We start from the raw sequence: 24,510 nt of genomic DNA, 5'->3' as shown, positions 1-24,510 counted from the left end.
TGCTCGTACGACCCAGCGCGTGAGCCGATCGCCGACGGCGGGAGCTTTTTCTCGTTCGGATCGAATGGGGCGAGTAGATGGAGTTCGAGTCGATTCCGGGCGTCGGAGCCAAGACCGCCGCGGCGCTTGCCGAACTCGACGACGCCGAGCGCGCCTTGGAGACCGGCGACGTGGCCGCACTGGCCGAAGCGCCGGGGATCACGCAGGGCCGGGCCGCCCGCATCGCCCGCGGCGCGATCCGTCGCGAGCACGACGACGACGGCGCGTTTCTGGCGACCGACCGGGCGCGGGAGGTGTACCGCGAGGTGCTTGGGCTGCTCGCCGATCGCACGGTGACGAGCTACGCCGAAGCACGCTTAGAGACGTTTTTCCCCTCCGGCGCGCGCTCTCGGGTCGAGGAGGTCCGCGAGTTCGCCCGCGAGGCGATGGAGCGCGACGCCGACGCGGCTGCGATCGACGCGTTGGCCGGCGTCGAGCCGCTGTCGGAGCCCCGAGACGTGACGGTCAGAGATCGCTGTCTCGCTACTGCGGACGCCGAGCGCTACCGCGAGGCGACCGACGCGATGCCCGAGTTGAGCGTCGAAGTCGTCGAGGACGCCCGCGGGCTGGCCGAGTTGGCGCGTGGGTACTCGACGGTGATCGCCATCGACGAGGCCTTCGCCGGCGTCGACGTGGAGGGCGACGTTCGCGTCGAACCAGACGCCACCGAGCGACCCGCCGAGATCGTCCCCGAGCGCGCGCTGGCGTTTTTCGCGGCGAACCGCGACCGCATCCGGGCGGCGATCGACGTACACCGGGCGTCAGACCTCGATCCCGACTGCGATCTGGACGCGCTGGAGGGCGCCCTCGAACGGCTCGACGACGACGGCACGCCCGCCGGCGACGCCGAACTCGAACGGCTGACGAACGCGGTCGACGATCTCGACGCCGCCGTGGGGACCTCCGAGTCGGTCGCCAACGATCGCCTGCGCGAGTCGATCCGCGAGCAAGATGTGACCGTCGAGGGATCTGACCTGCTCTCGCTGGTCGAGCAGGGCGCGGGCGTCGACTCGCTGCTTTCGAGGGAACTGGCCGACGAGTACGCCGCCGCGGTCGAGGCGGCCCGCGAGAACCTGATCGACGCGCTCGATCTCGATTCGGGAGAGGCAGAAATCGCTCGCCGAGCGTTCGGCGAGGACCCCACGTTTCCGGTCGAGCACGACGAGGACGCGATCTCGCGGCTGCGCGAGGAGCTACAGGCCGCCCGCGACCGACGGGCGACCAGACTCAAGACGGAGCTCGCGCAGGATCTGGCCGACGAGCGCGAGAACGCCCGCCGACTCGTGCGGGCCGCGCTCGAACTCGACGTGGAACTCGCAGTGGCGCGCTTTGCCGCGGACTTCGAGTGTACGATGCCCGACCTCGTCGAGCCCGCGGCCGCGGACGGCGGGACCGCTGCTGTGCAGAACGGACGCGAACGTGCCGGCGGCGTCGCCATCGAGGGGGGACGCTCACCACTGCTCGACGTGCCGATCGAGGAAGTCGATCCGGTCGACTACGAGGTCGGCGGCGTCGCGCTGCTCTCTGGTGTAAATAGCGGCGGGAAGACATCGACGCTGGATCTGGTCGCCGCCGTCGTCATTCTGACCCACATGGGCCTGCCCGTCCCGGCCGAGGACGCCGACATCGCGCTGTTCGAAGACTTACACTACCACGCCAAAACCCAGGGGACGCTCGACGCCGGCGCGTTCGAGAGCACGGTCCGGGAGTTCGCCGATCTGGCGACGGGCGGGGAGGGCAGTCTCGTCCTCGTCGACGAGCTAGAGAGTATCACCGAACCCGGCGCGAGCGCGAAGATCATCGCGGGCATCCTCGAAGCCTTGGACGAAAACGACGCGACCGGCGTGTTCGTCTCGCACCTCGCAGGCGAGATCCGCGAGACCGCCGACTTCGAGGTGACAGTCGACGGCATCGAGGCCGAGGGGCTGGTCGACGGCGAGTTGCAGGTCAATCGCTCGCCGGTCAAAGACCACCTCGCGCGCTCGACGCCGGAACTGATCGTCGAGAAGCTGGCAGGGGAACACGACAGCGAGTTCTACGGGGAGCTACTGGAGAAGTTCGAGTAAGTGAGACTGCGACGGTTCGGCGTCGCCGCCGTCCTGCCGTGCACGGGTAATAGAGTTCAATAGAACTTGTCTTCCCACCAGTCGTCGCGCTCCTCGTCCGAGTCGGTCGCGGACACCTCGCTCGCGTCGTCCGTCGCACCGACGCTTGCCGAGAGTGCTTTCCCTCGCGCCAGACCGTGAGCGTACACCGCAGCGGTCGCGAGCGTCTCGTCGTCCTGCAGCGCGAACGAATCGGTGACGTCGTCCGGAACCGAATCGGGGGCGGTGACGCGATCGCCCGCCGCGTACTCGGCGGCCGCGCGGAGCGCCGCCGGATCAAGTTCGTCGAACCGTTCCTTCAGGAACGCCGGAAGCAGGTCGATAGACGCGGTTTCCATACCCTCGCAGTCGCAAGTGCGCGTATTTAATGTCACGAACGTGATTATTTCCGAACGAAACGTCGGCGAACGATGGGAAGACGAACCGACCGACGCCAACTCGCGGGGCCGTCCGCTTTTCATCGCCGTCGTGGTAGCGTCACATGCCATGCCAGAGCAGTTCCAGTGTCCCGATTGCGGGTTCGTCGTCCGGACGCCGGAGTACGGCGAAGCGATCGACCTCGCGCGCCGGCACCGCGACCGGAAGCACGGCGAGGACGCCGACGAGGGGTCGGTCGAGACGCACGTCGCGTCGGTGTCGAGTACCTGATACGGCGAGTAGGACGCTCCTACCGCCGATCAGTCGGTGCGTCAGACGCATAGCTGCCGAAAGACTAAGTGCCTCGGGGAGCGTGGTGAAAGTGATGGCCGACGACCCCGAGGAGGGGATGCTGTCTTGGGACGAATCGGTGTTCCGGGACGAGCACGTCTTCGAGATCGACTACGTCCCCGAGACGTTCAAGCACCGCGAGAGCCAGATGGAGAGTCTCAAGTACGCGCTGCGCCCGGCGGTGCGCGGGTCCCGGCCGCTGAACGCGATGGTGCGCGGGCCACCGGGCACGGGCAAGACCACGTCCGTCCAGAAGCTCTTTAGCGAACTCGCCGCCCAAAGCGACGTGGCGACGATCCGGGTCAACTGTCAGGTCAACGCGACGCGGTACGCGGTGTTCTCGCGGCTTTTCGAGGGCGTGTTCGACTACGAACCGCCGACGAGCAGCATCTCGTTCAAGAAGCTGTTCACCCAGATCGCCGACCAGCTCGTCGAGGACGACGAGGTACTGATCGTCGCGCTCGACGACGTGAACTACCTGTTCTACGAGAACGAGGCCTCAGACACGCTGTACTCGCTGCTTCGGGCCCACGAGGAACACAGCGGCGCGAAGATCGGCGTCATCATCATCTCCTCGGACCCCGATCTGGACGTGATCGACGCGCTGGACAGCCGCGTCCAGAGCGTGTTCCGCCCCGAGGAAGTGTATTTCAACCGCTACGGCGAGGGCGAGATCGCCGACATCCTCCGCGAGCGCGTGAAACGCGGCTTCCACGACGGCGTCGTCTCGACGGCGGTGCTCGATCGCGTGGCCGAACTGACCGCCCAAAGCGGCGATCTGCGCGTCGGCATCGACCTGCTGCGACGGGCCGGGCTGAACGCGGAAATGCGCGCCAGCCGCACCGTCAACTCGCAGGACGTCGAGGACGCCTTCGAGACCTCGAAGTTCATCCACCTCTCGCGGAACCTCAAGAACCTGAGCGACAGCGAGGCCGACCTCGTCGAGGTGATCGCCGAGCACGACGGCGATCAGGCCGGCGATGTCTACGAAGTGTTCCACGAGCGCACCGAACTTGGCTACACCCGATACTCCGAGATCATCAACAAGCTCGAAAAACTCGGCATCATCGAGACCGAGTACGCCGAAATCGAGGGGCGCGGCCGGTCTCGGTCACTCTCGCTGGAGTACGAACCCGAGGCGGTGCTGGATCGGTTAGAGTGAGTCGGACAACACAGCCCGTTCTGCTACAAGTATCTTTCCCGTACTTTCCACCCGAGTAACCGGTTAGGGGGATTAAGGGTGGTTGCACAAGAACGTCGAAGTATGACCGCCACGACACCGCGACGCGGGTTTCTGGCCGGTATCGCCGCGATCGGACTCGGTGCGCTCGGAGGCTGTATCTCGCTGGGCGAGCGCCAGCAGACCGAGGAGACGCACACGTTCGATGTGAGCGATAGCTCGGAACTGACCGTCGAAAACGGCGTCGGCGACGTGACCGTCAGCGCCGAAGAGCGCTCGGACGTTCGGGTCCGTGCAGTCAAACACGCCGGCAGCGAGGACCAGTTCGACGCGATCACGCTGAACGACGAGCGAGCGGGCGAGACGCTCTCGCTGACCGTCGACAACGAGATCGACAGCGTGTTAGTCGGATCGCCGCCGTCGATGACGCTGGACATCGCCGTGCCCGCCGATCTGCGCGTGGCTCGCGTCGACACCGCGACAGGCGATGTCGGCGTCAGCGACACGGGCGGGGACATCGCCATCGAAACCGCGACGGGCGACGTGGATATCACTGAGACGGCAGCCGGTGTGTCCATAGATACCAACACCGGCGATATCGTCGTCTCTGGTGCCGGTGGGCCGGTTCGAACGAGCACCGATACCGGCGACGTGCAAGTCAGGCGTGGGTGGATCGACGACATCCAGACGACGACCGGCGACGTGGATGTCGAGGTGGCCGCGCTCGACGGCGACGCCGACATGGGGACCGACACCGGCGATGTCGACGCGGCGCTGTCGGCGTCGCTCGACGCCCGCGTCGCGGTCGAGACTGACACCGGCGACGTGTCGGCCAGCGGGCTGGACTTCTCGGACCTAGAGTCCGCCGAGCACAGCCTCGAAGGGACGCTCGGCGAGGGAACTGACCGGCTCTCGATCGAGACGACGACCGGCGACGTGACGCTGACCGGGACAGAGTGATATTCGGTCGCCAACGTCACGTCACGTAATTATCTATAGTAACGCCGAGTAATTCACCCAGAAAGTAGCAGAATTTTTGTAGAGCGGTAGACTGGTACCCGTGTGGAATATCGAGAGGTCAACACGACGCGAAAGCTGCTCGTTCGGCTGCGCGACGGCGAAGAGCTTCGTGCGGGGATCGAACGCGCGGTCGACGACGCCGGCGCCGACGCGGGCTGGTTCGTCGGCTTCGGCGGGCTCCGAAACGCGACGCTGTGGTTCTACGATCAAGAGGAGCGGCGCTACGACGACCGGACGTTCGACGAACCGCTCGAACTGACGCTGTGTATCGGCAACGTGGCGTCGGTCGACGGGAACACGTTCGCCCACACGCACGTCACGGTCTCGGACATGCGCGGCAACTCGGTGGGTGGCCACCTCGAATCGGCCGAGGCGTTCGTCGGCGAGATCTACGTCGAACTGTTCGAGGACGCCGTCGAGCGTCGCTCGGAGGCCACGCCGGTGCTGGAGACGGAGTCGTGGCGATCGGCCGCGATCGACGCCGATCCCACGGCCCACGAAGCAACCGGGCTCACGCTCAACCACACCGGGAGCGGTGACGACTAGAACTCCGGATCGATCTCCGGCGCGACGCCGTCGTCGGCGCCGTCGAGGTCGAACTCCTCGCGCAGTTCGCGCATCCGGTCGCGGATGTCCGCGGCGAGTTCGAACTCCAGATTGTCGGCGGCCTCCTGCATCCGGCGTTCGAGTTCCTCGATCTGGCGGGCGGCCTCGTCCTCGTCGCTCGGGCCGTCGCCGGCGACGCCGCTGGTGTCGGTTTCGGCGCCCGGCAGGTTCGTCTCGCCGATCTCCTTGTCGATCGTCGTGGGCTCGAAGCCGTGTTCGGCGTTGTACTCCTGCTGAATCTTCCGGCGGCGCTGGGTCTCCTCGATCGCCGAGTCCATGGCGTCGGTCCGGTCGTCGGCGTACAGCACGACCTCGCCGTTGACGTTCCGGGCTGCACGGCCCATCGTCTGGACGAGCGTCGTCTCCGACCGCAAGAACCCCTCTTGGTCGGCGTCGAGGATAGCGACGAGCGAGACCTCCGGGATGTCGAGTCCCTCGCGCAGGAGGTTGATACCGACGAGCACGTCGATCTCGCCCAGTCGGAGCGACCGGATCAGTTCGTGGCGCTCTAAGGTGTCGGTCTCGTCGTGCATGTACGCGACATCGACGCCGGCTTCTTCGAGGTACTCGGTGAGGTCCTCGGCCATGCGCTTGGTGAGCGTCGTGACGAGCGTGCGTTCCTCGCGCTCGATGCGCTCGTCGATCCGGTCCATCAGATCTTCGACCTGCCCGGTGGCGTCGGTGACCTCGACCTTCGGGTCGACGAGGTGGGTTGGTCGAACGATCTGCTCGACGATCTGTGCGGACTGGTCGCGCTCGTACTCGCCCGGCGTCGCCGAGACGTACAGCATCTTCCCGGCTTTCTCCTCGAACTCCTCGAAGGTCAGGGGGCGGTTGTCGTACGCTGTGGGAAGCCGAAAGCCGTTCTCGACCAGCGAGTCCTTGCGGGACTTGTCGCCCGCGAACTGGCCCTTGATCTGGGGGATCGTCTGGTGGGACTCGTCGATCACAGTGAGAAAGTCGTCGGGGAAGTAGTCCATCAGCGTGTAGGGCGCCTCGCCCGACTCCCGGTCGGCGAGATACACCGAGTAGTTCTCGATTCCCGAGCAGTAGCCCGCCTCGCGCATCATCTCCAGATCGAAGGTGGTGCGCTCCTCGATGCGCTGGGCGGCGAGCATGTCGCCCTTGCGCTCGAAGTAGTCGATCCGGTCCTCCAGATCGGACTCGATCATCTCGATGGCGTCTTCGAGCGTGTCGTCCTCGACGGAGTAGTGTTCTGCGGGGTGAAAGAGGACGGCCGGCTCCTCGCTCACGACCTCGCCGTGCATGGGATCGACCTTCGTCATGCGGTCGATCTCGTCACCCCACAGCTCGACCCGGACGGCGTAGCGGCCGTACATCGGGTAGATCTCGACGGTGTCGCCCCGAACTCTGAATGTGCCCTGCGTGAAATCCACGTCGTTGCGCTCGTAGTTCAGATCGACGAGCCGGCTCAGCAGTTCGTCGCGCTCGATCTGCTGGCCGTCCTCCAAACGAAGGCTCATGGCCTCGTAGTTCGCCGGATCGCCCAGTCCATAGATCGCAGACACCGACGCGACGACGATCACGTCGTCGCGCGTCAGGAGAGAGCGCGTCGCCGAGTGGCGAAGCTTGTCGATCTCGTCGTTGATCGAGGCGTCCTTGTCGATGTACGTGTCGGTCTGCTCGACGTAGGCCTCGGGCTGGTAGTAGTCGTAGTAGGAGACGAAGTACTCGACGGCGTTGTCCGGGAAGAGATTCTTGAACTCCTCGTAGAGCTGGGCGGCGAGCGTCTTGTTGTGGGCGATGACCAGCGTCGGCTTCTGGATCTCCTCGATCGTCCACGAGACGGTGTTTGTCTTCCCCGAGCCGGTGACGCCGAGCAGCGTCTGTTCGTCGGCGCCGTTCCGGTAGCCCTCGGCGAGTTGCTCGATGGCCTCGGGTTGGTCCCCGGCAGGCTCGAAGGGCGCCTCGACTCGAAACGGGCGTTCCTGTTCCGGCTGGTCCGGTGACAGCGGCCCGGAGTTGGCGTCGCTCATCTGGAACTGCGTTGGTGCTCGAAGCACTTTACGGGCGCGCTCGATGCGCAGTACCCCGAGGCGATACGAGTTTCCGGGAAGCAGAAATTCGAGGGTTCCCGCGTGTTCGAATGCAGCGGAGCGGCGGTGTGCGGAGATCTAGGTTCGGCGCGATGATAAGTAATTACGCGATCTGATTCCCTTTTATACCAAATACAAATAATGAATTGTGTGTTGATATATCTACGACGGCCGGAGAGATTCCTATCCACCGATCGTTGTCAACGCCGTCGCAATGTTCGGCTGGGACCACGTGGAGACGCGGCCACAACCACTCTCGTTCACCGTCTTGACCCGGCGAGATTTATTCGGTGCAAGTCGAGTATAGAACCGGTATACAACGGTTAATGCCCCGAAATCGTCTGAGCGCCATCTCCACACCCTCTATCCAAATATATAAACAAAATTCTCCTTGCAACACCAATATACACCAAAATACTCCAAGTAGTTCAAAACTCACCAAATAATACCGGGTAAGTCCCGAATATATGCTTTTCTGAGAACACACATGCCCGGCCAGAGGTCAGGAGCTCCTTTTACCGCCACAGACCCAGCCGAAGCTCCCCGTGCGGATCGTCGATTCGCTCGGCTGATTTCCCATAGGAAAGTAGGCATTTCGGAGATCTAATTAGTACTTTATTATTCTTCGAAAAGCATTATGTCGTAGTTCCGGACTCAATGTCGTCGCGTTCCGTCCGGATCCCAAACCGTCACCAAGACGTGATCGTCACGTCGCGAAGCGGCCTGTCGAGCGGGATCGAAACGTCACCGCTCGTGTAGTGGGAGATGTAGAACCCGACGATGATCTCGAGCGATCGGAGCGCCTCCCTTCCCGGCGAGCGGTTCGTCGCCTCGCCGTCGAGCAGGTCGAAGACGTGGTTGGCGGCGTTCTCGAAGGCCGATTCGTAGTCGTCGTCCCACGTCCACGCGTCCTCGATGCCGGGCAGCGGCTCCTCGACGTGCTCCCCGTCCTCAAGCGACCAGTAGCGCCACTCGCCGTCGTCGTTGTTCAGGTACAGTTTGCCTTCACTCCCCACGAACGAGAGGGCCATCGACGAATCGTCTCGCGGGATGGTGCAGTCGATCGTGGCGAAGGTTCCGTCATCCAGCAGGACGTACCCCCCGCCAGCGGCGTCGTCGACGTCCCTGTCCGCTTCGAGCGAATCGACCGCCTCGTTTTCCCCCGAGATGTACCCGGAGACCCGATCTGCCCGCGCGTCTAACAGATAGACAAGCATGTCGAGCAGGTGAGTCGAGTTCCGGAGCAGTTCCATCCTGAACTGGCTCGACACCGAGTGGACCTCGCCCAAGAGGTCGTCCTCCTGTATCAGCGCGTGGAGTCGCTGCAGCTTGTCCGTGAACCGGAAGGAGTGGTTGACAAGCAGCTCCGCGTCGGCGTCGTCGCACGCCTCGATCATCTCCTCGGCGTCGGACACGCCGGAGGCGATCGGCTTCTCGCACCAGATGACGTCGGGAGCGGCCGCGGACCGCGCGGCGTCGACGACGTGGTCGCGGTGCAGGAACGACGGCGTGCACACCGACACCGCGTCTAGGTCCTCCTCGGCCAGCATCGCCTCGTGGCCGTCGTAGCGGCGCTCGGCCGGAATCTCCCACGCCTCGCCGAACCGACGGAGGTTCGCCTCGTCGACGTCGGCGACCGCGACGAGATCGACGCCCGGCGTGGCGTCGTACCCGCCCGCGTGGCTGGCGCGTATCTTCTCTTGTCCGATGGCGTCCTCGTCGTGCATCCCGAGAATTCCCATTCCGGCGATTCCGCCGGTGCCGATTATCCCCGCTCGATAGGTCATTGATGACGTGTTACTGTGTATCGTGAGCGATCATTAAACTTCTGTCCGGTTTCGCGCCGCCACGGCACAAAGCGAGACGGGATCGAGAGGCGCGGTCCTACCGACTTGCGAACTCGTTTTCTAGGACGCCGACGCCCTCGACCTCGACCTCGACGATGTCGCCGTCGGAGAGCGGACCGACGCCGGCGGGGGTTCCGGTCGATATCACGTCGCCCGGTTCCAGCGTCATGTACGCGGTGATCTCCGCGATCAGTTCCTCGACCGAGAAGATGAATTGGTCGCGACTCGAACTCTGTCGTACTTCGCCGTTGACACGCAGTTCGACGTCGGCGTCCTCGGGGACCTCGTCGGGTGTCGCCACGACCGGTCCTATCGGCGCGGCGTTGTCGAACGCCTTCCCGCGGACCCAGTTCTGCTCGACGCGCTGGTCGTCGCGGTTCGACACGTCGTTGAGACAGGTGAACCCGTCGACGACTGACATCGCCTCATCCTCCGGAACGTTGCGGCACTGCTCGCCGATGACGACGCCGAGTTCGGCCTCGTACTCCACCGATTCTTTGCCCGGTGGAAGCGGGATCTCGTCGCCGTGACCGGACACCGTGTTCGGAGGTTTCAAAAAGAGCATCGGTCGATCGGGCAGCTCCATGCCCTCTTCTTCGGCGTGGTCGGCGTAGTTGAGACCGACGCACACGATCTTACTCGGCTTGACCGGGGAGCGCACGTCGACCGTCTCGGGGTCGTACGTCCGTCCACCGAACTCGATGCCATTCTCGGTCCAGATTCCAGCTCTGACGCTCCCGGCTGGGTCGCTGAATCGAACTCGTCGCATACGAGGAGGGTTCATCCCGACCGGTATAAGTATTCTGGTGGTTACGCACCCCGCGAGTGATGGGTCACGAGTACGCCGGGACCGTCGCCGCAATCGGCGAAGAGGTCGATGGTCTCTCGGTCGTCGACAAGGAGATCAAGGAACCGATCCGCCGCTGCGGCGACTGTTTTCAGTGCAAGAACGGGTCGAACGTCTGCAAGAACTTCTCGATCACCGGCATGCACACCGATGGCGGCGTTCGAGGCGTTCCTGTACTCCGAGACCTGCAAACCGGTGTTCTCGTTCGACCGGCCGGGTGCGTCTCCGGGGCGCAAACGGAGCGTGTCCAACAAAAATAGACACCGTTGGAATTCAGTGAAGGGCAGATTGACGAGTCGGACGCAGAGTATTTTATTATCATTCATTAAGATACCCGAGAACCGCCGTGGATTTACAGACATAAGATTGTAATTCATCGGTCGCCGATCTACGACTGGCGCCCCTGAATTGCGTCCACGATGGATGGACGCCGGTTCGCGGCCGCCGACGAGGTCGCGCGGACGGCGGAGATCAGTTTACCCGGTACGCGTCCGCACCCTCGAAAGCCATCCCGTGTCCAGGACGGTCGGGCGGGAGTATCTCACCATCCTCGACCGCGACGGGATCGGCGAGTAGTTCGTCCAACACGGTTGAGTGGTGTTCGATGTACGGGACGTTGTCGAAGGCACACGCGAGGTGGGCGTGGAGCGGCTCGATGTAGTGCGGCGACAGGGCGAGTCCAGTCGCCGCCGCCTGTTCGGCGACGTTCACCCACGGCGAGATCCCGCCGACCCGGCAGACGTCGGGCTGCAGGTAATCGACGGCGTTGCGGTCGATCACCTGCCGGAACTGCGTCTCGTTGTAGAAGTTCTCGCCGGTGGCGATCGGGATGTCGATGCGCTCGCGGAGGTCGGCGTACGACGTGTAGTCGCCCTTGGGAAGCGGTTCCTCCAGCCAAGTTATCGCCGCATCGTCGAGTCGGCCGGCTAGGTCACGCGCCTCCGGCACCGTGTACGAGCAGTTGGCGTCGAGCATCAGGTCTAGGTCGGCTGGAAGCGCGTCCCGAACGGCACGCACGCGCGTGACATCGCGATCGACCGACGATCCCACCTTCATCTTCATGCCCGCGAACCCGTCCTCGGCGATCCCCTTCGCGTTCTCGACGAGTGTGTCCGCGTCGTACTGGAGCCAGCCACCATCGGTCTCGTACATCGGCACGTCCTGTCGAGCCCCGCCGAGGAGTTCGCACAACGGGAGCCCGGCGATCTTCCCGAGGAGATCCCAGACCGCGATGTCGACCGCAGCGAGGGCGAACTCGCTTATCCCCTCGCGCCCGACAAACGTCGTGTTCCCCCGCAAGTTCGACCGCACCCTACGGGGGGAGACCGGCTGGCCCTCCAGTAGCGGGACGAGTTCGTCGTCGAGGAAGCGCTTGATCGCAGCGCCGCCGCGGCCGATCGTGTAGGTGAATCCGAATCCGCGCCGAGCGCCCTCCGACTCCACGGTGACCGAGACGATCTCCAGCGTGTCGAACGACTGCGTCGCATCCTCGAGGACCTGCTCGTTCGGCACGCGGTAGAGGTCGGTGTCGACTGTGCGTATCGTATCCGTAGACTTCCGGGTCATGGTACATTCGGCTATCGGATCCTCGATATAAAGAAGTTACCCGAGGTAGACGATCCCCCGATTGCCGGGACTACCTGCGGACGGCCTCGGGAGACTATCGGCCAGCGGGATCGAGAAGTTCGATGGGGTGACGCGTCCCCGGCGATAGCAGCGAGTCGAGTTGCTCCATACAGGAGGTGCCGCTGGCGACGACCGTCCGCTCGTCGGCGACCGCCTCGAACTGGTCGGCCAGCGTCGCGCCGACGTCCATGCTCAGGTCGTAGTACTCGGTTTTGTACCCGAAGCTCCCCGCCATCCCGCAGCACTCGACGTCGGAGGTGAACACGTCGTACCCCAGCCGCTCCAGCACCGTCTCGGTGTACGCTTCTAGGCCGAGCGTTCGCTGCTGGCAGTGGCTGTGGTACGCGACGCCGTCACCGTCACCCGCGGGCAAGGCGTCGGCGTCTGCGCCGTTCTCCAGCAGGCCGAACACGTACTCTAGAATCTCGTAGCTCCCCTCGTCGAGTCGCTCGTGATCCTCCGCGGGGAGCAGTTTTTCGTACTCGCGGCGAAACATCGCGAGGTCGCTGGGTTCGACGACGACCACGTCGTACCCGTCCTCGACGTACGGGTCGAGCGATTCGGCGACGGCTTCGGCCTTCCGTTCGGCCGTCGCGATCATCCCTTGGGACAGCGGCGCGCGCCCCGAACCGCCGACGTCGGGGACGACGACGTCGCAGCCGAGCGCCTCCAGCACGCGGACAGCGGCCTTGCCGCGCTCGGTCTGCACGTAGTTCGTGTACACGTCCGGATACAGCGCGACGCGACGGGCGGGCTCCTCGACGCGGGACTCGCGGCTCCCGGCCCAGTCGCGGAACGTCGTGCGCTCGAACTCGGGCAGATCGCGTCGGGCGTCGACGCCCAGCACGGACTCCATCGCCGTCCGCGCGAGGCCGGTCGAGGCGACGGCGTTCGAGAGCGGCGCGGTCACGCTCCCGATTTTCGCCATCGTCTCGAAGTTCCCGAAGAAGCGCTTCCGGAGCGGCGTCCCGCTCTCCTCTTCATCAGGGATCAACCCGTCGACGAGCATGTCGTCGAAGCCGGGATCCTTCCCGCGATTAATGCGATCCCGGACGACCGTGTTGATCCACGGGATGTCGATCTTCACCGGACAGGCGTTCACGCAGCGGGAACAGCCGGTACAGAGGTCGTTGAACTCCGCCGCCACGTCGTTGCCCTCGATCCCGGCCTCCCAGCCGGTGGCGATACCGCCCGTGTACGTCTCGCCGCCGAAGGCGTGGCCGCCGACCGACTGGAAGTTCGCACATGAGTTCGCGCAGGCGCCACAGCGGATGCAGTACAGCGTCTCGCGGAGATCGTCGTCCTCGCGCATCGCCCGCCGGCCGTTGTCGAGGAGCACCAAGTGGAACTCCCTGTCCGCGTCGCTGTTCCCGAAGTTCGGCTCGTCCTCGCTGTCGAAGTCGATCGCGGGCGTGTCGACCGGCGGCGTCAGCAGCGACAGGTACTGCGGGATCTCCTGCCCCGTCGCAGACCGCGAGATGAGCTCCGCGAACGGCTCCAGCTCGGTGACCGAGGGGATGATCTTCTCGATTCCGGCGACGGCGACGTGCGTGTCGGGGATCGACGCGCACTTGCGGGCGTTGCCCTCGTTCGTCACCAGCGCTATCGACCCGCTGTCGGCCATGACGAAGTTCGCGCCCGTGATGCCGACGTCCGCGTCGTCGATGCGCCCGCCGAGGTACTCCCGTGCGAACGCCGTCAGCTTCTCCGCGGAGTCGAGCGACTCTTCCGGGTCGAACTCCCGTTCGAACAGCTCCGTGATATCCTCGCGGGACTTGTGGAGCGACGGGCCGACGATGTGCGACGGCGCTTCCTCGGCGACCTGGACGACGAACTCGCCGAGGTCGGTCTCCCAGACATCGAGGTCGTCGGCCTCCAGCGCCTCGTTCAGGTCGATCTCCTCGGTCGTCATCGACTTCGATTTCACGACGCTGTCGGCGTCGGCGTCGGCCGCGACCTCGCGAACGTATCGGTTCGCATCGGCGGCGTCGTCGGCGACGTACACCGTCCCGCCGTTCGCCTCAACGGCCTCTCTGGTCCGTTCGATGAGTTCCGGGAGACGCTCGATCGCGTCCTCCTTTATTTCCCGTGCTCGGGACCGGTTGTCCTCATGTTCGTCCTCACCGACGGCCTCCACCGCGTCGTACCGTTCGGCGTTGAACAGGCGCGTGTTCTCCTTGATCTCGTCACCCTCCGATTCGAGTAGCGTGCGGATGCGGTCGGCATCCAGTTGTTCTGATTCACTCATTGTCCCTGACGATGACGATGTGGACCTGTTCGGGTCCGTGGACACCCTGTACGAGTGCGCCCATGTCGCCGGTCGAACTCGGTCCCGTCGCGAGGATGAACGACTGTCGATCGGCCTCGAACTCCCGCCGGATCCAGCCGAAGGCGTCCCCGAGGTCCGACCGAAGGTCGCTCGCTTTGATCACTACCACGTGTCGTTCGGGGTACAGCGCGACGAACTCGTCGCCCTCTTTTCGGAACTCGACGGCGACCGTCCCCAGCGAGGCGATACCCATACGCGATCCCGTCACGCCCGTCACCGCGTCCCTGAGCTGTGCGGGCGACGGGCCGAGGGTGACCGGCGTCTCGGCGAGCGAGAGATCGTCGAACGGCAGTTCGGCTCCGACCGCGGGGGGATCGACCAAGTCGGCGACCGTCGTCGCCAGATCGTCGGGCGAGACGACGGTCCACGCGGTGTCTAGACGCGACAACGACTGTTGGAACTGCTCTACCGAACCTGTGCTCATACGTCCACCTTCGTGCGTATCGGGATAAGCATTGCAATGTTCGTGTCAGTTCTAGCTGGGGAGCAGTCGCCCGGATCAGCTAGTCGCGGCTGTGACATCATGGTCGACTCGGATCAGCTACTTCGTCTCCGTGATGGTCACGACGGGACGTTCCGTCTTCAGGAGGATCGACTGAGTGACGCTGCCGAACAACGCCTTCCCCGTCGGGGAACGGGACCGGCCCCCGACGACGACGTACCGGGCGTCGACCTCGTCCGCGTAGTCGAGAACCGTCTTGCTCGGATTCCCGACGCGGCCGACGATCTCGTAGTCGGCATCGACAATCTCGTCGACCCCCTCCATCGCCGCGGTGGCGGCGTTTTCCTCGACGGATCCCGAATCCGTCTCGCGCGCGCCGGACTGCTTTTCGACCAGCCGCGTGTACTCGGTCTCCTCGACGACGTGGACGAGGTGGAGTTCGTCGTCGAACGCCCGCGCGAGCTCGTCCGCCTGCGCGGCGATCTCCATCGACTGCTCGGATCCGCTGATAGCTGCGACGATTACCATGCCGAAACACGGTGTCCGTTTGAACATAAATCTTCGGCCGCGTATCCGTCGAGTTCCCGGTCAGTCCGTCGAGATCATGCCCTTGACCACGTCGGGCTCCGTGGCCCGCTCGAACGCGTCGCCGATCCGGTCGAGCGGCAGGTCGAAGTCGACGATTCCGGCCGCGTCCACGTCACCGCTCGCGAGCAGGGAAATCGCCGTCGGGTACGTGTTGGCGAATCGGTAGCTCCCCCGCACGTCGACCTGCCGCCGGACCAGTTCGAACGTGTCCACCGGCACCTCGGCGTCGGGCGCGAGGCCGACCAGCACCGCGGTGCCGTCCGGCCCGGGCGTGTCGAGCACCGCCTCGATCGCGGGCGGCGCTCCGGTGGCCTCGATCGCGGCGTCGACGCCCGCGCCGAACTCGTCGCGGACCGCCGTGGCGGGGTTCGTCTCGCGGCTGTCGATCGCGAGGTCTGCGCCGCGGTCGAGAGCCCGGTCGAGCTTCGAGTCGACGACGTCGACGACGGCCACGTTTGCGGCTCCGGCCGCCCGTGCCACGTCGGCGGCGAGGAGTCCGATTGGGCCCGCACCCATGACGAGCACCGAATCGCCCATTCCAACCTCGGCGCGCCGAACGGCGTGGACGCCGACGCTTATCGGCTCGCAGAGCGCCCCCTCGCGGGGAGAGACGGACGCCGGGAGACCGTACACGTACTCCGCGGGCCAAGCGACGTACTCCCGAAACGCGCCATCGGTACCGGGCGTCGCCATGAACTCGACCGCCCGACAGAGGTTGTACGCTCCACGCCGGCAGTGCTCGCACTCGCCGCAGGGAACGCCGGGCTCGATCGTCACGGCGTCGCCGACAGCGTGGTCGTCGACCTCCGCGCCGACTTCCACGACCGTCCCGGCGCTCTCGTGGCCGAGCACCAGCGGGTCCTCGACGACCCGGTCGCCCATCTCGCCGTGCTCGTACCAGTGGACGTCAGAGCCGCAGATGCCCACGTCACTCACTTCGACGAGCACCTCCGACGGCCCCGGCGTCGGGCGCTCCCTGGTTTCCGGCTCGAACGTTCCCGCCTTGACGAGCGGCGCCGCTCTCATGCCGGCGCCTCCGAGGTGCTCCAAGCAGTGCCGTCGGTTCGTTCCGGCCCGTCGCAGCCGGGCGTTCGGGCCGTCTGCTGCCGACCCGCTACCGAACCGTGTTCAAACAGTGTCATCTCGTGTTCTACGTGACGTGTTGCTGTATTATTCTTTTCCCCGCCTCGAATCACTCGGGTCGTCGCCGTTCGGCCCGCGGATCGTCGACCGCGGAAACGGAGCCGTTCGTCGGCGGTCCGGCTGCCGCCCTACAGCGACGGCCCGACGCGACTGATCGCGAACGACGTCAGCCCGTGTTCCTCGCTCGCGGTCCGGGCGCCGCCGGCGACGCGACCGAGCTCGCCGAGTACCGCGTCGATGTCGGCCGCTCGGGCGTCGAGGTCGATATCGTCCGCGAGCGCCTCCGCCGTCGCTCCGTCGCCGGTCATCTTGAGTACCGGGACGACCGGATGTCCCGTCGGCACCCCGTCCGCGGTGACGTGGACGACGACCGACGCCCCGGCCGCCGCGAGCGCGGTCGCGGCCTCCTCGAAGCGGGAGGGGGAGTCGACCAGCGTCAGCCCGCTGCCGGTCGAGGCGCGGCCGCCGTACGGGACGAGTTCGTCGACGCTCGCGCTTCCCCACGCCCCGACGATCTCGTCGAACGGTGCGTCGGCCGCGCGCCGGGCGACGCGACGGGCGTTCCCGGGGCGGCCGGCGTCGCGTTCGCCGACGGTCCGGACCGAGTCGGCGACGGTCGCCGTCGCGGCGCGGTCGGCTGCCGCGTCCCGGTGGGCTGTGAGACGATCCGTCCCGGCGACGACGACGCGCGCGCCGGCGTCGATTAGCGCGTCGACGGTATCGCCCACGAGCGGATCCGCGACCGTCCGCGTCGACTCGTCGAGGTCCGAGCTCACGACGCCGACGGTGAGGTCGGCGAGCGTCGCGCCAGTCCGATCCGCGTCCGCCGCGGCCGCCGCCAGATCGGCTGTTGCCGCGGCGCCCTTCTCGACGCAGGGGTCGGTGCCGCCCGCGTCCTGTATCGCCGTCTCGCGGACCGTCACGCCGCTCTCGGCGACCCGGTCGGCGAACGGCCCGCTCTGGAGGTGTTCACAGCCCAGCCCCACGACGGTCGCGCCCGCGACGTTCGGATTGCGGGCGAGATTTAGAAGCGTCCGTTCGGTCTGGTCGTGGTCGTCGCCGATCTGCCCGCAGCCGTGGTCGTGCGGAGCGCAGACGGCGCTCTCTTCGCTCTCGGCGACGCGTTCGGCGACGACGTGCGAGCAGATCACCGACGGGACGACTAGCACGCGGTTCCGCACGCCCACGCGCCCGTCCTCCCGCCGGTAACCGTCGAACGACGGCGTCGGCTCGCGGTCCGAAGCCACGCCAGTCGGCGCCGACATCAGGCCACCTCCCCGTCGCCTACGGCGCGGTCGCCTCGGCCGCGCCTGCTCTCGCAGTTGTGCGTGTGCACCCACTCGCCGGGAGCGATCGGCTCGACGGCCTCCCCGATCGTCTCGCCGTACTTCACGACGGCGTCACCGGGTTCCATCGCCACCAGCGCGATCTTGTGGCCGAACGGGACCGCCTCCGCGAGTTCGACCGTCACGCCGTCGTGCGGGATTTCCGTGCCGGCCTCCAAGTCGTCGATAGCCGTGACGACGTTGTCCCGGGCCGTCATGTACAGCCCCGCGTCGCCGAGGACCGTCCCCTTCATGCGTCACCCCGCAACTCCGCGAGTTCGTTCGGCTGGAGTTCGTTGACGGCGAACTCCTCCAGACGGTGGCGCTCCGCCGCGGTCCGCTCGCCGCCGGCAACCGCGAGCAGCGTCTCGTAGATCCGCTCGCCGACGGCGTCGATCGACTCGCCGTCGATCACGTCGCTCGCGTCGACGTCGACGTTCGCGGCGAGGCGGTCCGCCGTCTTCGGGTTCCCCGTCACCTTGATCACGGGTGCCAGCGGGTTCCCGGTCGTTGATCCCCGCCCGGTCGTGAAGGCGACGACCTGCGCACCGCCGGCGACCTTGCCGACGACGCTCTCGATGTCGTACCCCGGCGTGTCCATCAGCACCAACCCACCCCCGGTCGGGAGCCGCTCGGCGTAGTCGACGATGCCGCGGACCGGGGTCGTCCCGCCCTTCGAGATGGCGCCGAGGCTCTTCTCCTCGATGGTCGTCAGACCGCCTTCTTGGTTGCCGGGGCTCGGCTGCGCGCCTCGCAGGTCCACGCCCATCAGTTCGGCCGTGGCCTCCCGGCGCTCGACGCGATCGAGGAGTCGCTCTCTGACGCCCTCGTCCGCGCACCGCTCGGCCAAGACGTGCTCGGCGCCGATGAACTCCGGCGTCTCGGAGAACGTCGCCGTGCCGCCGTCTCGGACCAAGCGGTCGCAGGCCGCCCCGACGGCCGGGTTGGCGGCGATCCCGCTCGTCGCGTCGGAGCCGCCGCACTCGACGGCGAAGACTAGTTCGTCCGCGCCGCGTTCCTCCCGGCGCGCGCCGGAGATCTCCTCGCGAAGGGAGCGGGCCAGTTCCGTTCCCTCCTCGACTGCGGCCGCCGTCCCGCCCGCCTCGCGGATCGAGAGCGTCGCCGCGCCGCGCCCGGTCGCCGCCACCGCGTCGGCGATATCGTCAGCGTCGATCGCCTCCGTGCCGAGATCGACGACCAGCGCCGCGCCGACGTTGGGGTTGCTGCCGACGCCCGTCAGCGTTCGCTCGACCTGATCGCGAGCCGCCGCCGGCGGATCGGTCCCCATCTGGTGCGGCGTCGCTCGGACGGTCTCGGCCGATCGATCGGCGATCTCCGCCGCGACCGGCGACGCCGTGACCGACGTCGGTATCACTGCCACGTAGTTTCGTACACCGGCGGGGCCGTCGTCCCGCGGGTAGCCCTCAAACGTTCTCACGGGTGGTACTCACTGGCAACCGGAAAAAGTGTTTCCGTTGGTTCAGGCGCCGGCGACGAGGGGAGAAAACGAAGGCCGCCTCAGCCGCCCATCAGTTCGGTCACCGGGTACGTGACGACCTCCGGGACGAAGATGGTGATCAGCAACACCAAGAGGATCGGCACGTAGTAGGGCAAGACTGCCTTCATCGCCTCTTCCAGCGTCGCGTCGGTCACCTTCTCTAGGACAAAGAGGATGACGCCGAACGGCGGCGTCAGCAGACCCAGCATCAGCGTCAGGATCATCACGATGCCGAAGTGGAGCGGATCGATTCCGGTAATCTCCAGGATCGGCATGAAAATCGGAACGAGGATCGTGATCGCGGCGATGGTCTCCATGAACGTCCCGACGACAAGCAGGAGCCCGACCAGCAGCAGGATCACGATCGTGGGATCGCCCGAGAAGTTCGTGATCGACTCGGCCATCAGGATCGGCAGCTGCAGCTGGAGCGCGACGAGGCCGTACAGCGACGCCACGCCGACGATGAACGTCAGCGAGAACGTCTCGACCATCCCGTACTGGAGCTCCTCGAACAGCCCCCGGAGGGAGAGTTCGTCGTAGACGAACATCCCGAGGAAGATGGTGTAGACGACCGCGATGGCCCCCGCTTCGGTGGCGGTGAAAATACCCGAGAGGATGCCGCCGACGATGAGTATCGGGGCAAACAGCGGGAATACCGCCTCCTTCAAGCTCTTCCAGCAATCCCCCAGATCGAAGGAATCCTCGGACTCGTACCCCCGCAGGTGCACGATCAGGAAGACGAGCGCCATCAGGAAGATACCGATGAGGATCCCGGGGATGATCCCGCCGAGGAACAGCTCGCCGATCGACTCTTCGGCCAGCACGGCGTAGATGATGATCGGCACGCTCGGCGGGATGATCGGGCCGATGATCGCGGACGATCCGGTGACGCCCAGCGAGATGTCTTTCTCGTACCCCTGGTCGCGCATCGCGGTGTACTCGACGCGACCGAGTCCCGCGGCGTCGGCGACCGCGAGGCCGGACATCCCCGAGAAGATCATGCTCGCGACGATGTTGACGTGGGCGATCCCCCCGCGGAACTGCCCGACGAGTGAGTTCGCCAGCGAGAAGATGCGCTGTGTCATCCCGATGCGGTTCATCAACCGTCCCAGCAGCAGGTAGAACGGGATGGCGAGCAGCGTGAAGCTGTTGAGCCCGTAGAGCAGCTGTTGAGCGATCAGCCCGGGGTTGAGTCCGCGCCCGAACGGAGATAGCATCACGATGACGCAGGTGGCGCCCATGGCGATCCCAACGGAGACGCCGAGCGCGTACAGGACCAAGAGCGTCCCGAGGAACAGAGTGCCGATAATGAGCACCTCACTCATCGGCCATCCCCTCCTCGAGCTGGCTACCGCTGGTTTCGTCGCCCGTCCACGCCAGGATCTCTCGTACGAGCGCCACGAGGTCGATCGCGGTGTAGAGCAGCATCAGCGCGAGGCCGATGCCGATCCCGAGGTAGAGATGACCGGACGTGACGAATCCGATTCCACCGATCGACGTCGCCCAGTCATCGATGGTCGTGATGACCGTCCCTTCGAGGGCGACGAGCAGGAAGCCGGCGGTAACCAGTTTTCCGAGCACTTTCACCAAGTAGCCGAGCCACGGCTTCCAGTTCGCGAGCCGTTCGAGCAGGAACTGGATCGCGATCTGCTCGTTGTTCCGAATGGCGACGGCAGCACCCAGATACGTCGCGATGACGAGCACGAACCGCGCCGCCGGCTGGGTCCAGTGAAGGAAGCCGAACGTGGGCAGGTTCAACAGCCGAATGAACACCTGAAGCGTGGTCAGGACGATCGTCGACGTAAACAGCGCCGTCGCGCTGTAGAGGATGATCCTGTCCAGGAGGTGATCCCGCTTCAGGTCGAGTGATTGATCGATTTCCATTGTAAGTGAAACAGTATCTAGCTCACCTAATCATCTTTACGGATCTACCGGTCACATATTCCGGACGGTTTCCCAGTCGAAGGCCCACGTGTTTTCGAACAGTTGCTCGACTGCCGGTGCCGCCTGCTCCTGGAACGCTTCGGTGTCGACATCCTCGACGATCGTCATACCCTGCTCGCCCAGCTCCTGAATCAGGTCCTCCTCGCTCGACTGGGATTCCTCCGAGGCGGTCTCCGTCACCGACTGGCCGACCTCCATGATCATGTCTTGGTGGGTCTCGTCGAGCCCCTGGTAGAAGTCGTCGTTGATGTAGATGTTCCCGTTCGCGATCAGGTGGCCCGTCAGGCTCAGGTGGCTCTGGACCTCGTGGAGGTTGAACGCGCTGATCTGCTCCGCGCCGCCCTCCGATGCGTCCGCCGTCCCCTGTTCGAGCGCGCTGTACAGCTCGTCCAGCGCAATCGGGGTCGGCGAGGCACCGACCTGCTCCCAGATGGCGACCCACGGGTCGAGCTCCGGCAGGCGCAGGTTGAGTCCATCGACGTCGCTCGGGCCGCGGATCGGCGAGTTCGAGGTGAAGTGGCGCGCACCGCGGTAGATCTGCTGGCCGATGGGGCGTTGATTCCCGCTCTCGACGAGCGCGTCGTGTGCCTCCTGCATCTGGTCACTCTCCAAGACCGACAGCAGCTGGTCGTAGCTCGAGAGAACGAACGGGCACCCGAAGAACCAGTACTCGGGCGCGAACTGGAAGTACGGGAAGCTACCCGCGGCGTGAGCCTCGACGCCGCCTTGGCTGACGATCTCGCCGGTCTCGTCTTCAGAGCCGTAGGCACCGCCGGCGCTGATTTGGACGGAAATATCGCCGTCCGACTCTTCCTCGATGTTCTCCTTGAACATCTCGGAGGTCTGGACTAAGATGTGTCCCGGCTCGAACGTACTGGCGATCGTCATGTCGACGCCACCGCCACCGCCGCCGCCTCCCGTGAGGCCGGAACAGCCGGCGGTCGCTGCGATAGCGCCCGTACCGATACCCTTGATCAGCGAGCGTCTGCTAACAACGGATGACCCATTTGACATGGTTCATCATAGACGACCGGGCACAATTATATAAAACTTTGTAATGTGGCAGTTGTCACCACCAACCATTCAGACAGTACCGAGTTGGCGATGTCACGCGCGATCTTCGTGGTATCGCCAAGCGTCGGACGTCCATCCGCCGTCGGCCCGAAGCACCTCGCCCGTGACGTACGTGTCCCCGCGTGCTAGGAAGCTCACGCAGTTGGCCATCTCCTCGACGGTGCCGTACCGCGCCATCGGCGTGCGTCGACGGATGTCGTCGTCGGTGTATCCGGCCGAATCCTGCGTCTGGTCCGTGATGTCGGTCTGGATGAACCCCGGCGCGAGCGCGTTCACGCTGATATCGTCCTCCGCCCACTCGACGGCGAGGGTTCGGGTGAGATTGATCACGCCCGCCTTCGCCGCACAGTACGGCGCCCGCATGTGAAACCCCATCTCGCCCATCATCGACGAGACGTTGACGATCGCCCCGCCGTCGGCTTGGGACTGCATCTGCCGGCCCGCCGCCTGACACCCGATGAACACGCCCGTCAGGTCCACGTCGATCACCCGCCGCCAGTCCTCGACGTCGATCTCTTCGGCCGGACCCAGCGTCGTCATCCCCGCGTTGTTCACCATCACGTCCAGCGAGCCGAAGCGATCGACGGTCGCCTCGACCATCGCCGCCACGTCGTCGCGATCGCTCACGTCGGCCTGCACCGCGACGGCTTCTCCCCCGCGGTCCACGATCTCGTCGACGACCGATTCCGCTCGCCGTTCGGAAGAGCGGTAGTTGACGATCACCGATGCCCCCTGCTCCGCGAGTTTGATCGCGATCCCGCTGCCGATCCCTCTCGATGCACCCGTGACGATGGCAGTCTCTCCGTCGAACGTCTCGCTCATGTGTAATCCGTTGAAATCTCACACGGCAGAGTATTTCTATCTTCCCCCGGCAGTACCGGCCGCTCGCGGATCGAAGCGTCCGATCGATTGGAGCTTCGGCAAATCAGCTCGGGGAAAGAAAGCTATTTATTCGTAGTTCTAAATCATCTGTCCATGGTCGACTTAGCGGTAGTCTTACCGCCACAGCCGGACGACAGATGGCAGCTCGCCAAACAGATGGGCGTGACCAACGCCGTCGTTCACACCTTGGAGATCGGTGACGGCAAAACGTCTTGGTCGTACCACGACCTGTTGCACACGAAGAACTGGTACGAGGACGCCGGGCTCGACGTCAGCGTCATCGAGGGGAGCGTCCCGCTGACCGACCGCGTCAGGCTTGGACTGGAGGGTCGCGACGAGGACATCGAGGAGTTCAAGGAGTTTATCAGGCACTGCGGGGAGCTCGACATCCCGGTCGTCTGTTACGACTGGATGGTCGGCATCCGCTGGGCGCGAACCGAGGCGCACGTCGAGGCGCGCGGTGGATCGCTAGTGACCGCATACTCCGACGATCGGATGCATAGGGACGGAGCCGAGCAGGCGGTCGACGCTTCTCGCGAGCAAATCTGGGAGGCCCTAGAGTACTTCCTCCAAGAAGTGACGCCTGTCGCGGAGGAGGCCGGGGTGAAACTCGGCCTCCATCCTGATGATCCCCCTCGGGAGTCGCTCGGCGGCGTCCCGCGCATCGTCAACAGCCCCGAGGCGTACCAGCGCGTTCTCGATTGCTACGACAGCGAACACAACGGGATCACGTTCTGCCAAGGCAACTTCGCCGCGATGGGCGTCGATCTGCCGGAGACGATCCGACGGTTCGGCGACCGCATCAACTTCGTCCACTTCCGCGACGTCGAGGGCGACGCCGACAACTTCGTCGAGACGTGGCACGACGAGGGCCCCAACGACATGCTCGCGGCGATGGAGGCCTACCAAGAGGCCGTCGATGACGACGTGGTGATGCGCCCCGACCACGTCCCGACGATGGTCGGAGAAGACAACTCGAATCCGGGCTACCACACGAAGGGGCGGCTCTTTGCGATCGGGTACATGCGGGGACTGATGGAACGGACCGAACAGTAAGACGCCGCTGATCGTGCGGGGACGTTGCGTCGGTGGGACGACGCGCGCCCGCGGACATCCCGCCGTCGCACCATGATTTTCGCCGGATAGAACGCGTGACAGATCGCATCGGGATCCGGAACGCAGCGCACAATACTATAATTAATAATGGTGTTGGATACCGGCAGTACGCCTCCAGTATCGTTGGACAACCT

General features: G+C 65.3%; 23 protein-coding genes. 7 read left to right on the top strand and 16 right to left on the bottom strand.

What is annotated here, in order from left to right; genetic code table 11:
* Positions 1 to 77: 77 nt before the first annotated feature.
* Entirely contained in the window at positions 78 to 2,105 is a 2,028-nt protein-coding gene (locus CRO01_RS12195; RefSeq protein ID WP_097009427.1) for a MutS-related protein, read from the top strand.
* Positions 2,106 to 2,161: 56 nt separating this feature from the next.
* Here CRO01_RS12195 and CRO01_RS12190 read toward each other — a convergent pair whose 3' ends face one another.
* A complete protein-coding gene (locus CRO01_RS12190) occupies positions 2,162 to 2,482 on the bottom strand; it encodes a hypothetical protein (RefSeq protein ID WP_179747477.1) in 321 nt (106 codons plus the stop codon).
* A 148-nt stretch (positions 2,483 to 2,630) separates the two neighbouring features.
* Between CRO01_RS12190 and CRO01_RS16675 the strand changes: the two genes are divergently transcribed.
* The 4 genes from CRO01_RS16675 (at position 2,631) to CRO01_RS12170 (ending at position 5,598) form a co-directional block, all read left to right on the top strand.
* Complete coding sequence (locus CRO01_RS16675; protein ID WP_179747476.1) at positions 2,631 to 2,792, top strand: hypothetical protein; 162 nt, start codon at positions 2,631 to 2,633, stop codon at positions 2,790 to 2,792.
* A 94-nt stretch (positions 2,793 to 2,886) separates the two neighbouring features.
* Entirely contained in the window at positions 2,887 to 4,014 is a 1,128-nt protein-coding gene (locus tag CRO01_RS12180; RefSeq protein WP_097009425.1) for an ORC1-type DNA replication protein, read from the top strand.
* Positions 4,015 to 4,116: 102 nt separating this feature from the next.
* Entirely contained in the window at positions 4,117 to 4,992 is an 876-nt protein-coding gene (locus CRO01_RS12175; RefSeq protein ID WP_097009424.1) for a DUF4097 family beta strand repeat-containing protein, read from the top strand.
* Between the two features lie 102 nt (positions 4,993 to 5,094).
* Positions 5,095 to 5,598: a PPC domain-containing DNA-binding protein gene (locus CRO01_RS12170; RefSeq protein WP_097009423.1), complete on the top strand. Its 504-nt coding sequence runs from the start codon at positions 5,095 to 5,097 to the stop codon at positions 5,596 to 5,598.
* Here the strand turns inward: CRO01_RS12170 and uvrB are convergent.
* The 3 genes from uvrB to CRO01_RS12155 form a co-directional block, all read right to left on the bottom strand.
* The gene (uvrB, locus tag CRO01_RS12165) at positions 5,595 to 7,655 is read right to left on the bottom strand and encodes an excinuclease ABC subunit UvrB (RefSeq protein WP_097009422.1); all 2,061 of its coding nucleotides are present in this window, start codon (positions 7,653 to 7,655) and stop codon (positions 5,595 to 5,597) included. The genes CRO01_RS12170 and uvrB overlap by 4 nt on opposite strands.
* A gap of 749 nt (positions 7,656 to 8,404) precedes the next feature.
* Positions 8,405 to 9,502 carry a Gfo/Idh/MocA family protein gene (locus CRO01_RS12160; protein WP_097009421.1) on the bottom strand — a complete coding sequence of 366 codons (1,098 nt, stop codon included), beginning with the start codon at positions 9,500 to 9,502 and terminating at the stop codon, positions 8,405 to 8,407.
* Between the two features lie 97 nt (positions 9,503 to 9,599).
* Positions 9,600 to 10,331, bottom strand: coding sequence for a fumarylacetoacetate hydrolase family protein (locus tag CRO01_RS12155; protein WP_097009420.1), 732 nt, complete (start codon positions 10,329 to 10,331; stop codon positions 9,600 to 9,602).
* Positions 10,332 to 10,387: 56 nt separating this feature from the next.
* Between CRO01_RS12155 and CRO01_RS17080 the strand changes: the two genes are divergently transcribed.
* Positions 10,388 to 10,669 carry an alcohol dehydrogenase catalytic domain-containing protein gene (locus CRO01_RS17080; protein ID WP_375097341.1) on the top strand — a complete coding sequence of 94 codons (282 nt, stop codon included), beginning with the start codon at positions 10,388 to 10,390 and terminating at the stop codon, positions 10,667 to 10,669.
* A 211-nt stretch (positions 10,670 to 10,880) separates the two neighbouring features.
* Here CRO01_RS17080 and CRO01_RS12145 read toward each other — a convergent pair whose 3' ends face one another.
* From CRO01_RS12145 to CRO01_RS12090, 12 genes are all read right to left on the bottom strand, one after another.
* Positions 10,881 to 11,975 carry a mandelate racemase/muconate lactonizing enzyme family protein gene (locus tag CRO01_RS12145; protein WP_097009418.1) on the bottom strand — a complete coding sequence of 365 codons (1,095 nt, stop codon included), beginning with the start codon at positions 11,973 to 11,975 and terminating at the stop codon, positions 10,881 to 10,883.
* Between the two features lie 94 nt (positions 11,976 to 12,069).
* Positions 12,070 to 14,283 (bottom strand): LUD domain-containing protein, encoded by a 2,214-nt coding sequence (locus CRO01_RS12140; RefSeq protein WP_097009417.1) that lies wholly within the window; start codon positions 14,281 to 14,283, stop codon positions 12,070 to 12,072.
* Positions 14,276 to 14,788: an LUD domain-containing protein gene (locus CRO01_RS12135; RefSeq protein WP_097009416.1), complete on the bottom strand. Its 513-nt coding sequence runs from the start codon at positions 14,786 to 14,788 to the stop codon at positions 14,276 to 14,278. Before CRO01_RS12135 ends, CRO01_RS12140 begins: the two co-directional genes overlap by 8 nt.
* Before the next feature lie 117 nt (positions 14,789 to 14,905).
* Positions 14,906 to 15,334, bottom strand: a complete 429-nt coding sequence (locus tag CRO01_RS12130; protein WP_097009415.1) for a universal stress protein — start codon at positions 15,332 to 15,334, stop codon at positions 14,906 to 14,908.
* Between the two features lie 60 nt (positions 15,335 to 15,394).
* The gene (locus tag CRO01_RS12125) at positions 15,395 to 16,420 is read right to left on the bottom strand and encodes an NAD(P)-dependent alcohol dehydrogenase (protein ID WP_097009414.1); all 1,026 of its coding nucleotides are present in this window, start codon (positions 16,418 to 16,420) and stop codon (positions 15,395 to 15,397) included.
* A 245-nt stretch (positions 16,421 to 16,665) separates the two neighbouring features.
* Entirely contained in the window at positions 16,666 to 17,802 is a 1,137-nt protein-coding gene (locus tag CRO01_RS12120; RefSeq protein WP_097009413.1) for a UxaA family hydrolase, read from the bottom strand.
* On the bottom strand, positions 17,802 to 18,116 hold the full coding sequence (locus CRO01_RS12115) for a UxaA family hydrolase (RefSeq protein WP_097009412.1): 315 nt from the start codon (positions 18,114 to 18,116) through the stop codon (positions 17,802 to 17,804). Before CRO01_RS12115 ends, CRO01_RS12120 begins: the two co-directional genes overlap by 1 nt.
* Entirely contained in the window at positions 18,113 to 19,300 is a 1,188-nt protein-coding gene (locus tag CRO01_RS12110) for a UxaA family hydrolase (protein WP_097009411.1), read from the bottom strand. The genes CRO01_RS12115 and CRO01_RS12110 overlap by 4 nt, the downstream gene beginning before the upstream one ends.
* Positions 19,301 to 19,380: 80 nt before the next feature.
* Positions 19,381 to 20,685 carry a TRAP transporter large permease gene (locus tag CRO01_RS12105; protein WP_097009410.1) on the bottom strand — a complete coding sequence of 435 codons (1,305 nt, stop codon included), beginning with the start codon at positions 20,683 to 20,685 and terminating at the stop codon, positions 19,381 to 19,383.
* Entirely contained in the window at positions 20,678 to 21,244 is a 567-nt protein-coding gene (locus tag CRO01_RS12100) for a TRAP transporter small permease (RefSeq protein ID WP_097009409.1), read from the bottom strand. Before CRO01_RS12100 ends, CRO01_RS12105 begins: the two co-directional genes overlap by 8 nt.
* Positions 21,245 to 21,295: 51 nt before the next feature.
* The gene (locus CRO01_RS12095; RefSeq protein ID WP_179747475.1) at positions 21,296 to 22,318 is read right to left on the bottom strand and encodes a TRAP transporter substrate-binding protein; all 1,023 of its coding nucleotides are present in this window, start codon (positions 22,316 to 22,318) and stop codon (positions 21,296 to 21,298) included.
* A 93-nt stretch (positions 22,319 to 22,411) separates the two neighbouring features.
* Positions 22,412 to 23,200, bottom strand: coding sequence for an SDR family NAD(P)-dependent oxidoreductase (locus tag CRO01_RS12090; protein ID WP_097009408.1), 789 nt, complete (start codon positions 23,198 to 23,200; stop codon positions 22,412 to 22,414).
* A 153-nt stretch (positions 23,201 to 23,353) separates the two neighbouring features.
* On the opposite strand from CRO01_RS12090, the gene CRO01_RS12085 reads away from it, so the two are divergent.
* Positions 23,354 to 24,316 carry a mannonate dehydratase gene (locus CRO01_RS12085; protein WP_097009407.1) on the top strand — a complete coding sequence of 321 codons (963 nt, stop codon included), beginning with the start codon at positions 23,354 to 23,356 and terminating at the stop codon, positions 24,314 to 24,316.
* The last annotated feature ends 194 nt before the right edge of the window (positions 24,317 to 24,510 follow it).

It is taken from the genome of Natronoarchaeum philippinense (assembly GCF_900215575.1).
Classification (GTDB): domain Archaea; phylum Halobacteriota; class Halobacteria; order Halobacteriales; family Natronoarchaeaceae; genus Natronoarchaeum; species Natronoarchaeum philippinense.
Note: the sequence above shows the minus strand (reverse complement) of the source record. Positions and strands in the feature narration are given on the sequence as shown.